Origin of the sequence: Streptomyces plumbidurans, from assembly GCF_019857225.1 — a bacterium.
Classification (GTDB): domain Bacteria; phylum Actinomycetota; class Actinomycetes; order Streptomycetales; family Streptomycetaceae; genus Streptomyces; species Streptomyces plumbidurans.
Genome location: NZ_JAFJSY010000038.1, coordinates 32,777 through 45,703 on the forward strand (window position 1 = coordinate 32,777; position 12,927 = coordinate 45,703).

The following is a 12,927-nucleotide window of genomic DNA, read 5'->3' on the forward strand; positions in this document are numbered from 1 at the left end:
CTGGGGTGGCCGGGACTCGCCGCCGATTCCGAGGAACGAGAGACGAGGAACGAAGGACGATGATCGCTGCCGAAGGGCTGACCAAGCGATACGGCTCGGTCACCGCCGTGGACGACCTGTCGTTCGACGTGCTCCCGGGCCGGGTGACCGGCTTCGTGGGGCCGAACGGGGCGGGCAAGACCACCACCTTGCGGATGGCGCTGGGCCTGGACGCGCCGACCGCGGGTCGGGTGACCATCGACGGCCGCCCGTACGGCGCGTACCGGCGCCCGCTGTTCGAGGTCGGGGCGCTGATCGACGCCCAGGCGCTGCACGGCGGACGCTCCGCCGCGCAGCACCTGCTCGCGCTGGCGCACAGCAACGGCATTCCCGGGCGCCGCGTGCAGCAGGTACTGAAGCGGGTCGGACTGGGCGACGTCGCCGGGCGGCGCGTGGGCGGGTTCTCGCTCGGCATGCGCCAGCGGCTCGGGATCGCCGCGGCGCTGCTGGGCGACCCACCGGTGCTGATCCTCGACGAGCCGGTCAACGGGCTCGATCCCGAGGGCATCGTCTGGATCCGTACGTTGCTGAAGTCCCTGGCCACCGAGGGCCGCACGGTGTTCGTCTCCAGTCACCTGATGAGCGAGATGGCGCAGACGGCGGACCACCTCGTCGTCATCGGCCGCGGCCGGTTGCTCGCCGACTCGAGCGTCGAGGCGTTCGTCGGCCGCACCTCCCGCAACGAGGTCCGGGTCGTCACCCCGCAGTCCACCGAACTGGCCGGGTTGCTCACCGATCACGGCGTGCACGTCCGGGCGGTGGACGGTGAGCGGCTCGTCGCCACCGGAACGGACGTCTCCACGGTGGGACGCCTGGCGGCGGACCACCGGATCGTGCTGCTCGAACTGGCAGCGCAGTCCGCCTCGTTGGAGGAGGCGTTCATGGAACTGACCCGCGACAGCGCGGACCACACGGCCGACTTCGGGAACATGGACGGAGCTGCGTGATGACCACGACCGAACACCTTCAGCGCATGGCCGCCCCCACCGGCGCGATCATGCCCGGAGTCCTGCGGGCGGAGTGGACCAAGCTGACCTCGCTCCGTTCCACCCGCTGGCTCCTGCTGATCACCGTGCTGCTCGCCCTCGTGGTCAGCGCGGTCGTCACCAGCGTCTACGCCTCCCAGTACGACCAGGACTTCGCGGCCCGGCACACCATCGACCCGGCCTACTGGAGCCTGACCGGGCTGATCTTCGCCCAGCTCGGCGTAGGTGTCCTCGGTGTGCTCACCATGAGCGGTGAGTACGGCACCGGCCTGATCAGCACCACCTTCACCGCGGTCCCCCAACGGCGCACCGTCCTCGTCGCCAAGGCGGTCGTCGTGTCCGCGGTCGCCCTGGTCGTCGGGGCGGTGAGCAGCCTCGGCGCGTTCCTCCTCGGCCAGTTGGTGCTCTCCGGCAAGCACATCGGGGCCGGCATCGGTGACCCCGGTGTCCTGCGCGCCGTCACCGGCGGCGGGCTCTACCTCGCCGTGCTGGCCGTCCTCGCGCTGAGCCTCGGGGCCCTCGTCCGCCACAGCGCGGGCGCCATCGCCACCGTCCTCGGACTGCTCTACGTCCTCCCCGCGATCGGCGCGATCCTGCCGCCCTCCTGGCAGGACACCGCCGTGCCGTACTTCCCGGGCAACGCGGGGCTCGCCATCCTCCACGCGGTGCCGATGGTGAACGCTGCCGCTCCCTGGACCGGGTTCGCGGCCTTCTGCGCCTACGCCGCCCTCGCCTTCACGGCCGCCCTGTACGTCCTCCCCCGACGCGACGCGCTACCGAAATGACCGTGCGCGAGGATGGGGGCATGAGCGTAGTCAAGATCAACGTACTGACCGTGCCGGCCGAGCAGCGCGAGGTCCTGGAGAAGCGGTTCGCCGCGCGGGCCTCCGCCGTGGAGGGGTCCGACGGGTTCGAGTGGTTCGAACTCCTCCGACCCGTCGAGGGGACCGACAACTACCTCGTCTACACGCGCTGGCGTGACGAGGAGTCCTTCACTGCCTGGATGGAGGGCACGATGAAGTCCGCCCACGGGGGCGGCAGCGAGGGCGGTGAGCGCCCGAAGCCTGCGGCCACCGGTGCGACGCTGTGGTCCTTCGAGGTGGTGCAGTCGGCGGGGCCGAAGGGGGCGTAACGCTCGCCGCGCCGCCGGGCCGCCCTACGCGGGCGGCTCGGCCTCTTCGGCGGGGCGCTGCGCTACGAAGGAGCCCAGGCCGACCTCGGCTCGGATGAGCCCCTCCGCCTTGAGGTGGGCCAACGCCTTCTGTGCGGTCGAGGCCGCGATGCCGAAGTCGTTGGACAGTTCGACAACAGACGGCACGCGCGCGCCCACCGGGTATTCGCCGCTGGCGATGCGGACTTCAATCGCGGCGGCGACCTGGCGCCAGATCGGTCGAGTGCGGTCAAGCTCGGGGCTCATGCGGGCGGCTCGGCCTCTTCGGCGGGGCGCTGGGCCACGAAGGAGCCGAGGCCGGGTTCCGTGTAGATGAGCCCTTCCGCACGCAACCCCTTGTGCACTTTCTGCGCGGTCACCGCAGCGATGCCGAACTCCGCGGTGATTTCGACTACGGATGGGATGCGGGTGCGCGGCGGGTACGTGCCGTCCTTGATGCGGGCGCGGATCACGTCGGCCACCTGGCGCCAACGGGGGATGTCGGGAGCAAATTCCATCACCGCACCACCATGCGCAGACAGTGGACCTCAGTGCGATTCGCAGTAGACAGCTCATACCGCAGTAGGGTGCGGTAGGGTCGAGAGGAAAAGCCCCGGCGACGGTTGCAGCCGTCCCGGGGTGTGGCCACCAGCTGAAGCCGATCGGAGCTGATGACGTGACCGACCTTATCCACCGGCTCGCCGCCTGGATGCGACTCCTCCTCATCCCGCACCGACACGACCCCGCACCGAAGCCCCCCGCACCACGCCCGGCACCGCCGTCCCACCCCCTCCCGGCCCACCGCAGCCCGTACGGCCTCCACGCCCCGCTCGACGGAACCGCAACCGTCGCCGTACGCCCCTATCTCACCGCCCACGAGCAGCGTCTACGGCGTCGTGAACTCGCCCTCGCCGCACTGGGATTGGACATGCCGGGGCCGTACTGGATTCACGGAACGGAGGTCGCCTGATGGAGCCGACTCCGCCCCGGCTCCTTCCCTGGTCCGGCGAAGAGGGCAAGCCCTGCTACCTGATCAGCGACGACGCCGGCGGCCCCCTCTCCCGGCTCGCCGACGCCACCGAGTCCATTCAGCTCGGTATGGGTGCGGAACTGCTCGCGCACGCCGGGGAATTGCTCCCCTGCGCGCCCCCTGGTGAACTCCGGTTCCTCGCCGAGCGTCTGGCCGAAGCCCTCCGGGACGCCCTGCGTGTGGCCGAGAGCCGGGGGCGGAGGCTGAGTCATTTGAACTGACCGAACTGACCGAACTGTCCGGACTGACCGTCCCTGTACGGCAAAACGCCGACGCCCCCACGTCCGCGTAGGACATGGGGGCGTCAACAGCGCCGTAGAGGCGGCTACTTCACCGGCTCCGGCTCCGGGGCGTTCTCCGACTCCGGTTCGCCCGCCGGGTCCACCGGGGTCTTCACCGAGTCGAGGAGCAGCTGGGCCACGTCCACCACCTGGATGGACTCCTTGGCCTTGCCGTCGTTCTTCTTGCCGTTCATCGAGTCCGTGAGCATGACCAGGCAGAACGGGCACGCCGTCGACACGATGTCGGGGTTCAGCGACAGGGCCTCGTCCACGCGCTCGTTGTTGATGCGCTTGCCGATCCGCTCCTCCATCCACATGCGCGCGCCGCCGGCGCCGCAGCAGAAGCCGCGCTCCTTGTGGCGGTGCATCTCCTCGTTGCGCAGGCCCGGGACGTTGGCGATGATCTCGCGCGGGGGCGTGTAGATCTTGTTGTGGCGGCCCAGGTAGCAGGGGTCGTGGTAGGTGATGATGCCCTCGACCGGGGTGACGGGGATCAGCTTGCCCTCGTCGACCAGGTGCTGCAGCAGCTGCGTGTGGTGGATGACCTCGTAGTCGCCGCCGAGCTGCGGGTACTCGTTGCCGATCGTGTTCAGGCAGTGCGGGCAGGTCGCGACGATCTTCTTCGCCGACTTCGGCTTCGCGGACTCCGCGACCACCTTGCCGTCGTCGTCCAGCTCCTCGCCGAACGCCATGTTCAGCGCCATGACGTTCTCCATGCCGAGTTCCTGGAAGAGGGGCTCGTTGCCGAGGCGGCGGGCGGAGTCGCCGGTGCACTTCTCGTCGCCGCCCATGATCGCGAACTTGACGCCCGCGATGTGCAGCAGCTCGGCGAAGGCCTTCGTCGTCTTCTTGGCGCGGTCCTCCAAAGAGCCCGCGCAGCCGACCCAGTACAGGTACTCGACCTCGGTGAGGTCCTCGATGTCCTGGCCGACGACCGGGACCTCGAAGTCGACCTCCTTGAGCCACTCCAGGCGCTGCTTCTTGGCCAGCCCCCAGGGGTTGCCCTTCTTCTCCAGGTTCTTGAGCATCGTGCCCGCCTCGGACGGGAAAGCGGACTCGATCATCACCTGGTAGCGGCGCATGTCGACGATGTGGTCGACGTGCTCGATGTCCACCGGGCACTGCTCGACGCAGGCGCCGCAGGTGGTGCAGGACCACAGGACGTCCGGGTCGATGACGCCGTTCTCCTCGGCGGTGCCGATCAGGGGGCGCTCGGCCTCCGCCAGAGCCGCGGCGGGGACGCCGGCCAGCTGCTCCTCGGACGCCTTCTCCTCGCCCTCCATGGACTTGCCGCCACCCGCGAGCAGGTACGGCGCCTTGGCGTGCGCGTGGTCGCGCAACGACATGATCAGCAGCTTCGGGGAGAGCGGCTTGCCGGTGTTCCAGGCCGGGCACTGCGACTGGCAGCGGCCGCACTCGGTGCAGGTGGAGAAGTCCAGCAGGCCCTTCCAGGAGAACTGCTCGACCTGGGAGACGCCGAAGACGTCGTCCTCGCCCGGGTCGGTGAAGTCGATCGGCTTGCCGCCCGAGGTCATCGGCAGCAGCTCGCCCAGGGCCGTACCGCCCGCCGCGTCACGCTTGAACCAGATGTTGGGGAACGCCAGGAAGCGGTGCCAGGCCACACCCATGTCGGTCTTCAGGCCGACCACGATCATCCAGATGAACGAGGTCGCGATCTTCAGGCCCGCGAAGAAGTACGTGAGGTTCTGCAGCGTGGAGACGTCCATGCCCCGCAGCCACGACACCACCGGGTACGAGATGAAGAACGAGGCCTCGTAGCCGTCCACGTGGTGCTGGGCGCCCTCCAGCGCGTGCAGCATGAAGATGCACACGCCGACGATCAGGATGACCGCCTCGACGAAGTACGCCTGGCCGAAGTTGGAGCCCGCGAACCGGGACTTGCGGCCCGGCCTGCGCGGGTGGCTGAGCTGACGGATGCCGATCAGCACCAGGATGCCGAGCACGGTCATCGTGCCGATGAACTCGACGAAGACGTTGTACGGCGCCCAGTCGCCGATCACCGGCAGGATCCAGTCGGCCTGGAACAGCTGGCCGATGGCGTTGACGATCGTCAGCAGCAGGGTGAAGAAGCCCACCGCCACGAACCAGTGCGCGGCGCCGACGATGCCCCAGCGGTTCATCCGGGTGTGGCCGAGGAACTCCTTGACCACCGTGACGGTGCGCTGCACGGGCTCGTCGGTACGGGTGCCGGCGGGCACGCTCTGGCCGAGCCGCATGAAGTTGTAGATCTGCAGGATGGCGCGGGCGAACAGGGCCACACCAACCACGATCAGGACCATCGACACGATGATCGCGGCGAGTTGCATTTCGGGGCTCCTCGGGCCTGCGAGGGTACTTCGAGGTGATCCTCGACATTACTAAGCGGTAACTTATGCAGTCCGTCTGAGACTACCCCCATCTTCCGTCGCACTGTAGCCAGCAGCTCGGTGATCTGTGTCGCTGAGGGTTGCCTCAAAGGTTTGTGACGATGCGATCGTGTTATTCATGCCAAATTGGTACATTCGCCCCTAACTTAGATCCGTGCTATACGGGATCGCCGCTGCCACCACCGCCCTGCTGCTCGCCGCAGTGCTCACCGCGCTGCTGCGGGTGCCCGCGCTGCGCCTGGGGATCCTCGACCGCAGACGACGGCAGCGGCCCGTGCCGCTGACCGGAGGAGTCGCCGTGGTCCTCGCCACCGGCGTGGTCGTGGTGGCCGGAGAACGCACGGGCGTGGCCCCGGTCGGCGAAGGCGTCGGGCGGCTGCTGGTGGCCGCGGGCGCCGTCGCCCTGCTGGGTCTCGTCGCCGACCTGCGGCGGGTCAAGGCCCGGGTGATCGTCGCCGGTACGGCCGTGGCGGCGGCCAGTGTCGTGCCGTACGAGGAGACCGGGGTGCCCGCGGGGCTGCTCGCCGTCGGCTGGATCGTCTTCGTCGCCGTCGCCTTCAAGGCGCTCGACCACGCCGACTCGCTCGCCGGGACCATCGGCGTGGTCACCGCCTTCGGGGTCGGCGCCTGCGCCGCGGCCGAGGTGATGGACGGGCTCGCGGTGCTGCTGAGCGTGCTGGCCGCCGCGCTGACCGGGTTTCTCATGCACAACTGGCCGCCCGCGCGCGTGGGCCTGGGCGCCTGCGGATCGCTGTTCACCGGGTTCGTGCTCGCCGCGGCGGCCGTGACCACCCGGGCCGGCTACGGGCTCGCCGACAGCGCGGGCGTGCTGTTCCCGCTCACCGCCGTGGCGAGCGCGGACGTACTCCTGGTGGTCCTGTCGCGGCGGCTGGCCGGGCGGCCGCTGCTGCGGGGCGGGCCCGACCATCTCGCCCACCGGCTGCGGCGGTTGGGGCTCACCCCGCAGGGCGCGATCGTCCTGCCCGCCATCGGCGCCTTCGCCGGAGTGCTCGTCGCCGTGCTCATGCACATCGGCTGGACCGCACAGTCCGGGGTGTTCTGGGTCGCCGCGGGAACACTCGTCGTCGTACTCCTGCTGTTGCGGGTGCCGGTGTACGGAGCACGCCGACCCGTGCCCACCCAGGCGGGTCGGCCGTTGTCCTCACGGGCGGGCGGTCCGTCCACGCAGGTCGCCAAACCGGTGTCCACTCAGGTCGGCAGATCGGTGTCGACGCAGGTCAGCGGCCACTTGCGTGTAAGGAACGGATAAGAGTTGAGTCGCCATGACTCAGGTCTGTTGACCCATCGCCGGGTGTCGTGCACACTTGAGTCCGTTCCACTCAAGTCAGCTGGAGGAAATCACCATGGCACGTGCGGTCGGCATCGACCTGGGCACGACTAACTCCGTCGTCAGCGTTCTGGAGGGCGGCGAGCCCACCGTCATCACCAACGCCGAGGGTGCCAGGACCACGCCGTCCGTCGTCGCCTTCGCGAAGAACGGCGAAGTGCTCGTCGGCGAGGTGGCCAAGCGCCAGGCGGTCACCAACGTGGACCGGACCATCCGGTCCGTGAAGCGTCACATGGGCACCGACTGGAAGATGGAGCTGGACGGGAAGCCCTTCAACCCGCAGCAGATCTCCGCGTTCATTCTCCAGAAGCTCAAGCGGGACGCCGAGGCGTACCTGGGCGAGAAGGTGACCGACGCGGTCATCACCGTCCCGGCGTACTTCAACGACTCCGAGCGCCAGGCGACGAAGGAGGCCGGCGAGATCGCCGGTCTGAACGTCCTGCGCATCGTCAACGAGCCCACCGCGGCCGCGCTGGCGTACGGCCTGGACAAGGACGACCAGACGATCCTCGTCTTCGACCTCGGTGGCGGCACCTTCGACGTGTCCCTCCTGGAGATCGGTGACGGCGTCGTCGAGGTGAAGGCCACCAACGGCGACAACCACCTCGGTGGTGACGACTGGGACCAGCGCGTCGTCGACTACCTGGTGCAGCAGTTCAAGTCCGGTCACGGCGTGGACCTCGCCAAGGACAAGATGGCGCTGCAGCGTCTGCGCGAGGCCGCCGAGAAGGCGAAGATCGAGCTGTCCTCGTCCACCGAGACCTCGATCAACCTGCCCTACATCACCGCCTCCGCCGAGGGCCCGCTGCACCTGGACGAGAAGCTCACCCGGGCCCAGTTCCAGCAGCTGACCGCGGACCTGCTGGAGCGCTGCAAGACGCCGTTCCACAACGTCATCAAGGACGCGGGCATCCAGCTCTCCGAGATCGACCACGTCGTTCTCGTCGGTGGCTCCACCCGTATGCCCGCCGTCGCCGAGCTCGTCAAGGAGCTGACCGGCGGCAAGGACGCCAACAAGGGCGTCAACCCGGACGAGGTCGTCGCCATCGGCGCCGCCCTGCAGGCCGGTGTCCTCAAGGGTGAGGTCAAGGACGTCCTGCTCCTCGACGTGACCCCGCTGTCCCTCGGCATCGAGACCAAGGGCGGCATCATGACCAAGCTCATCGAGCGGAACACGACGATCCCGACCAAGCGCTCGGAGATCTTCACCACCGCCGAGGACAACCAGCCCTCCGTGCAGATCCAGGTCTACCAGGGCGAGCGCGAGATCGCGGCGTACAACAAGAAGCTCGGGATGTTCGAGCTGACCGGTCTGCCGCCGGCCCCGCGCGGTGTCCCGCAGATCGAGGTCGCCTTCGACATCGACGCCAACGGCATCATGCACGTGACCGCGAAGGACCTGGGCACGGGCAAGGAGCAGAAGATGACCGTCACCGGCGGCTCCTCGCTGCCGAAGGACGAGGTCGACCGGATGCGCCAGGAGGCCGAGAAGTACGCCGAGGAGGACCACGCCCGCCGCGAGGCCGCCGAGTCCCGCAACCAGGGCGAGCAGCTCGTCTACCAGACGGAGAAGTTCCTCAAGGACAACGAGGACAAGGTCCCCGGCGACATCAAGACCGAGGTCGAGGCGTCCGTCGAGGAGCTGAAGGCCGCGCTCAAGGGCGAGGACACCGCCGAGATCCGCACCGCCACCGAGAAGGTCGCGGCCGTCTCGCAGAAGCTGGGCCAGGCCATGTACGCCGACGCCCAGGCCCAGCAGGCCGCCGCGGGCGGCGAGTCCGCCGGCGCCGAGGCCCCGAAGGCCGACGACGATGTCGTCGACGCCGAGATCGTGGACGACGAGCGCAAGGACGGTGCCGCGTGACGGAGGAGACCCCGGGCTTCGACGAGAAGCCCGACGTCCCCTCCGGCGCCACACCTGACGACGCCGAACCGAAGGCCGCCTCCCCCGAGGGGGCGGTCCCGGGCGGGGACGCAGCAGCACAGATCGCGGGCCTGACGGCCCAGCTGGACCAGGTGCGCAAGGCGCTCGAGGAGCGCACCGCGGACCTCCAGCGGCTGCAGGCCGAGTTCCAGAACTACCGCCGCCGTGTGGAGCGGGACCGGATCACGGTCAAGGAGATCGCCATCGCGAATCTTCTGACCGAGCTCCTGCCCGTGCTCGACGACATCGGCCGCGCGCGGGATCACGGCGAACTCGTCGGCGGATTCAAGTCCGTCGCGGAGTCGCTGGAGACGGTCGCGGCGAAGATGGGTCTGCAGCAGTTCGGCAAGGAGGGCGAGCCCTTCGACCCGACGATCCACGAGGCCCTGATGCACAGTTACGCACCGGACGTCACCGAGACGACCTGCGTGGCGATTCTGCAGCCCGGGTATCGCTTCGGCGAGCGCACCATCCGCCCCGCGCGGGTAGCCGTCGCCGAACCGCAGCCCGGCGCCCAGACCGTCAAGGCCGAAGAGGCGACCGAGGCGGCCGACGACAAGGAGAGCGGTGGCCCGGACGAGGGCTGAGCTTGAACCGATGAGAAAGGAGGGGCGTCGAGGATGAGCACCAAGGACTTCATCGAGAAGGACTACTACAAGGTCCTCGGCGTCCCCAAGGACGCCACCGAGGCCGAGATCAAGAAGGCGTACCGGAAGCTCGCCCGCGAGAACCACCCGGACGCCAACAAGGGCAACGCCAAGGCCGAGGAGCGCTTCAAGGAGATCTCCGAGGCGAACGACGTCCTCGGTGACCCCAAGAAGCGCAAGGAGTACGACGAGGCCCGCGCACTGTTCGGCAACGGCGGCTTCCGCCCGGGGCCGGGTGCGGGCGGCGGTTCGTTCAACTTCGACCTGAGCGACCTCTTCGGAGGCGGCGCCCAGGGCTCGGGCGGGAACTCCGGCGGCTTCGGCGGCGGGATCGGTGACGTCTTCGGGGGCCTGTTCAACCGAGGCAGCTCCGGCACCACACGCGTGCAGCCCAGACGCGGCCAGGACATCGACACCGAGGTCAGCCTCAGCTTCACCGAGGCGATCGAGGGGGCGACGGTCCCGCTGCGCATGTCCTCGCAGGCGCCCTGCAAGGCCTGCTCCGGCACCGGCGACGCGAACGGCAACCCCCGGGTGTGCCCGACTTGCGTCGGCACCGGCCAGGTGGCGCGGGGCTCCGGCGGGGGCTTCTCCCTCACCGACCCCTGCCCGGACTGCAAGGGCCGCGGCCTGATCGCGGAGAACCCCTGCGAGGTCTGCAAGGGCTCGGGCCGCGCCAAGTCGTCCCGGACCATGCAGGTCCGTATCCCGGCCGGGGTCTCGGACGGCCAGCGCATCCGGCTGCGCGGCAAGGGCGCACCGGGCGAGCGGGGCGGCCCCGCGGGCGATCTGTACGTCACGGTGCACGTCTCCGCGCACCCGGTCTTCGGCCGCAAGGGCGACAACCTCACCGTCACCGTCCCGGTGACGTTCGCGGAGGCGGCCCTCGGCGGCGAGGTCAGGGTGCCCACCCTGGGCGGCCCGCCCGTCACCCTGAAGCTGCCGCCGGGCACGCCCAACGGCCGCACCATGCGCGCCCGCGGCAAGGGCGCGGTCCGCAAGGACGGCACCCGCGGCGACCTTCTGGTCACCGTCGAGGTGAGTGTCCCCGCGGACGTGACGGGGAAGGCTCGTGACGCACTCGAGGCGTATCGCGAGGCAACCGCGGCTGAGGATCCGCGGGCGGAGCTGTTCAAGGCCGCGAAGGGAGCTTGAGAGAGATGGACGGCCGTCGACGCAATCCGTACGAACTGACCGAGGAGACCCCGGTCTACGTCATCTCGGTGGCGGCCCAGCTCTCCGGCCTGCACCCGCAGACCCTGCGCCAGTACGACCGGCTCGGCCTGGTCTCTCCCGACCGCACCGCCGGCCGCGGCCGGCGTTACTCGGCCCGCGACATCGAACTGCTGCGCACCGTGCAGCAGTTGTCGCAGGACGAGGGCATCAACCTGGCCGGCATCAAGCGGATCATCGAGCTGGAGAACCAGGTCGCCGCGCTCCAGCAGCGCGTCGCCGAACTCCAGACGGCGGTCGAGGGCGCGGCGGCCGCGATGCAGCAGCGCGAGGCGGCGGTGCACGCGTCGTACCGCCGCGACCTGGTGCCGTACCAGGAGGTGCAGCACACCAGCGCGCTGGTGGTGTGGCGGCCCAAGCGACAGCAGTCGGACTGACACATTCCGTCACATCGCGGCAGGGGTCCGGAGACATTCCGGGCCCCTGTGTCATGTGCGGGGGCCGTCCGTCTTGCGTCAAGGACGTGGCCGGACTCTAACGTTGACATCTCATTACCTGGTTATTCCTTGACGATCGTGTGAAGAAAGCGTTGGCTTCCTTCACCTGGGCCGCCTCAAGCACCCTTGTCCGGAAGGTCAACGCAGTGAACACCCGCACCCGTCGTATCGCCCTGTGCACCGCAGTAGCCGCGACCAGCCTGTCTCTCTCGTCCTGCGGCGTGCTGAACGTGTCGGGGGACAGCAGCTCGGCGAGCCCGACGAAGGGCAACGACGTCACCATCGGTCTGCTGCTGCCGGAGACGGCCAACACGCGGTACGAGGACTTCGACTACCCCATCATCAAGAAGCAGGTCGCCTCGCTGACCAAGCAGCAGGGGAAGGTCGACTACAAGAACGCGGACCAGAACGCGGGCAAGCAGGCGAGCCAGATGCAGGAGATGATCGACAACAAGGTCGACATCATCGTGCTGGACGCCGTGGACGCGCACGCCATCGCGGGCGAGGTGAAGAAGGCCAAGGACGCGGGCATCCCGGTCATCGCCTACGACCGCCTGGCCGAGGGCCCCATCGACGCGTACGTCTCCTTCGACAACGAGCTCGTCGGCGAGGTCCAGGGCCGCTCGCTGCTCGACGCGCTGGGCAGCGACGTCAGCACCTCCGACAAGATCGTGATGATGAACGGCTCGCCCACCGACCCCAACGCCAAGCAGTTCAAGGCGGGCGCGCTGTCCGAGCTCAAGGGCAAGGTGACGATCGCCGAGTCCTACGACACCAAGGACTGGGACCCGAAGAACGCCCAGGCCAACATGTCCGAGGCGATCAAGGCGGTCGGCAAGAACGACATCGCGGGCGTCCTTTCCGCCAACGACGGCATGGCGGGCGGCATCGTCGCGGCCATGCAGAACGCGGGCATCAGCAAGCTGCCGCCGCTGACCGGACAGGACGCGGAGCTGACGGCCGTGCAGCGGATCGTCTCCGGCGAGCAGTACATGAGCGTCTACAAGTCGTACCCGCAGGAGGCCCAGGCGGCCGCTCAGATGGCCGTCGCCAAGGTGCAGGGCAAGGACATCGAGTTCGACGCGCTGACCCAGGACACGGTCGACAGCCCCACGAACAAGGACATCCGGGCGCAGCTCGTCACCGTGACCGCGCTGACGCGCAAGAACATCAAGTCGACGGTGGTCGCGGACGGCATCTACAAGGTCTCGCAGATCTGCACCTCGAAGTACGCCTCGGAGTGCGCCGCGATCGGCTTGAAGTGATCGCTCCCGCCTCCCGGTGACACCCGTACGACGATGCCGCCGACGGCCCTCGCGGTGAGCCGCGCGCCGTCAGGCGGCAGTGTCGTATTTGCGAACGCGACGTTGCGCGACCGCCTTTGACGTCTCACCGGAGTCCCTGACTTCGCCCCCGGCCCGGACCGTATCGCGCCATCGCCGGCCCGGATTCCGGCTCCCGCGCC

14 protein-coding genes are annotated in these 12,927 nt (G+C 69.0%); 11 read left to right on the forward strand and 3 right to left on the reverse strand.

Annotated features, from left to right (window positions below; all coding sequences use genetic code 11):
* Positions 1-59 precede the first annotated feature (59 nt).
* From JYK17_RS23710 to JYK17_RS23720, 3 genes are read left to right on the forward strand one after another with little or no spacing between them, the layout of a single operon-like run.
* Positions 60-986, forward strand: a complete 927-nt coding sequence (locus JYK17_RS23710) for an ABC transporter ATP-binding protein (RefSeq protein ID WP_222811139.1) — start codon at positions 60-62, stop codon at positions 984-986.
* On the forward strand, positions 986-1,810 hold the full coding sequence (locus JYK17_RS23715) for an ABC transporter permease (RefSeq protein WP_222811140.1): 825 nt from the start codon (positions 986-988) through the stop codon (positions 1,808-1,810). The genes JYK17_RS23710 and JYK17_RS23715 overlap by 1 nt, the downstream gene beginning before the upstream one ends.
* A gap of 20 nt (positions 1,811-1,830) precedes the next feature.
* A complete protein-coding gene (locus JYK17_RS23720; RefSeq protein WP_128802469.1) occupies positions 1,831-2,157 on the forward strand; it encodes an antibiotic biosynthesis monooxygenase family protein in 327 nt (108 codons plus the stop codon).
* A gap of 24 nt (positions 2,158-2,181) precedes the next feature.
* Here JYK17_RS23720 and JYK17_RS23725 read toward each other — a convergent pair whose 3' ends face one another.
* Together JYK17_RS23725 and JYK17_RS23730 are read right to left on the reverse strand one after the other, a co-directional pair.
* On the reverse strand, positions 2,182-2,442 hold the full coding sequence (locus tag JYK17_RS23725; RefSeq protein ID WP_128802470.1) for a GntR family transcriptional regulator: 261 nt from the start codon (positions 2,440-2,442) through the stop codon (positions 2,182-2,184).
* Positions 2,439-2,693 carry a GntR family transcriptional regulator gene (locus tag JYK17_RS23730; RefSeq protein WP_108010679.1) on the reverse strand — a complete coding sequence of 85 codons (255 nt, stop codon included), beginning with the start codon at positions 2,691-2,693 and terminating at the stop codon, positions 2,439-2,441. Before JYK17_RS23730 ends, JYK17_RS23725 begins: the two co-directional genes overlap by 4 nt.
* Positions 2,694-2,851: 158 nt before the next feature.
* Here JYK17_RS23730 and JYK17_RS23735 point away from each other — a divergent pair, with 158 nt between their 5' ends.
* On the forward strand, positions 2,852-3,145 hold the full coding sequence (locus tag JYK17_RS23735; RefSeq protein WP_222811141.1) for a hypothetical protein: 294 nt from the start codon (positions 2,852-2,854) through the stop codon (positions 3,143-3,145).
* A complete protein-coding gene (locus JYK17_RS23740) occupies positions 3,145-3,426 on the forward strand; it encodes a hypothetical protein (RefSeq protein WP_128802472.1) in 282 nt (93 codons plus the stop codon). Before JYK17_RS23735 ends, JYK17_RS23740 begins: the two co-directional genes overlap by 1 nt.
* Before the next feature lie 104 nt (positions 3,427-3,530).
* Here JYK17_RS23740 and JYK17_RS23745 read toward each other — a convergent pair whose 3' ends face one another.
* Positions 3,531-5,813, reverse strand: a complete 2,283-nt coding sequence (locus tag JYK17_RS23745) for a heterodisulfide reductase-related iron-sulfur binding cluster (RefSeq protein WP_108010685.1) — start codon at positions 5,811-5,813, stop codon at positions 3,531-3,533.
* 214 nt (positions 5,814-6,027) lie between these two features.
* On the opposite strand from JYK17_RS23745, the gene JYK17_RS23750 reads away from it, so the two are divergent.
* From JYK17_RS23750 to JYK17_RS23775, 6 genes are all read left to right on the forward strand, one after another.
* Positions 6,028-7,143 carry an MraY family glycosyltransferase gene (locus JYK17_RS23750; RefSeq protein ID WP_222811142.1) on the forward strand — a complete coding sequence of 372 codons (1,116 nt, stop codon included), beginning with the start codon at positions 6,028-6,030 and terminating at the stop codon, positions 7,141-7,143.
* Between the two features lie 94 nt (positions 7,144-7,237).
* Positions 7,238-9,085 carry a molecular chaperone DnaK gene (gene dnaK, locus JYK17_RS23755; protein ID WP_108010689.1) on the forward strand — a complete coding sequence of 616 codons (1,848 nt, stop codon included), beginning with the start codon at positions 7,238-7,240 and terminating at the stop codon, positions 9,083-9,085.
* Positions 9,082-9,732, forward strand: a complete 651-nt coding sequence (gene grpE / locus JYK17_RS23760; protein WP_222811143.1) for a nucleotide exchange factor GrpE — start codon at positions 9,082-9,084, stop codon at positions 9,730-9,732. The genes dnaK and grpE overlap by 4 nt, the downstream gene beginning before the upstream one ends.
* A 33-nt stretch (positions 9,733-9,765) precedes the next feature.
* Complete coding sequence (gene dnaJ / locus JYK17_RS23765; RefSeq protein ID WP_108010693.1) at positions 9,766-10,947, forward strand: molecular chaperone DnaJ; 1,182 nt, start codon at positions 9,766-9,768, stop codon at positions 10,945-10,947.
* Between the two features lie 5 nt (positions 10,948-10,952).
* Positions 10,953-11,402, forward strand: coding sequence for a heat shock protein transcriptional repressor HspR (locus JYK17_RS23770; RefSeq protein ID WP_108010695.1), 450 nt, complete (start codon positions 10,953-10,955; stop codon positions 11,400-11,402).
* A 206-nt stretch (positions 11,403-11,608) separates the two neighbouring features.
* Entirely contained in the window at positions 11,609-12,727 is a 1,119-nt protein-coding gene (locus JYK17_RS23775) for a sugar ABC transporter substrate-binding protein (RefSeq protein WP_108010697.1), read from the forward strand.
* Positions 12,728-12,927: the final 200 nt, after the last annotated feature.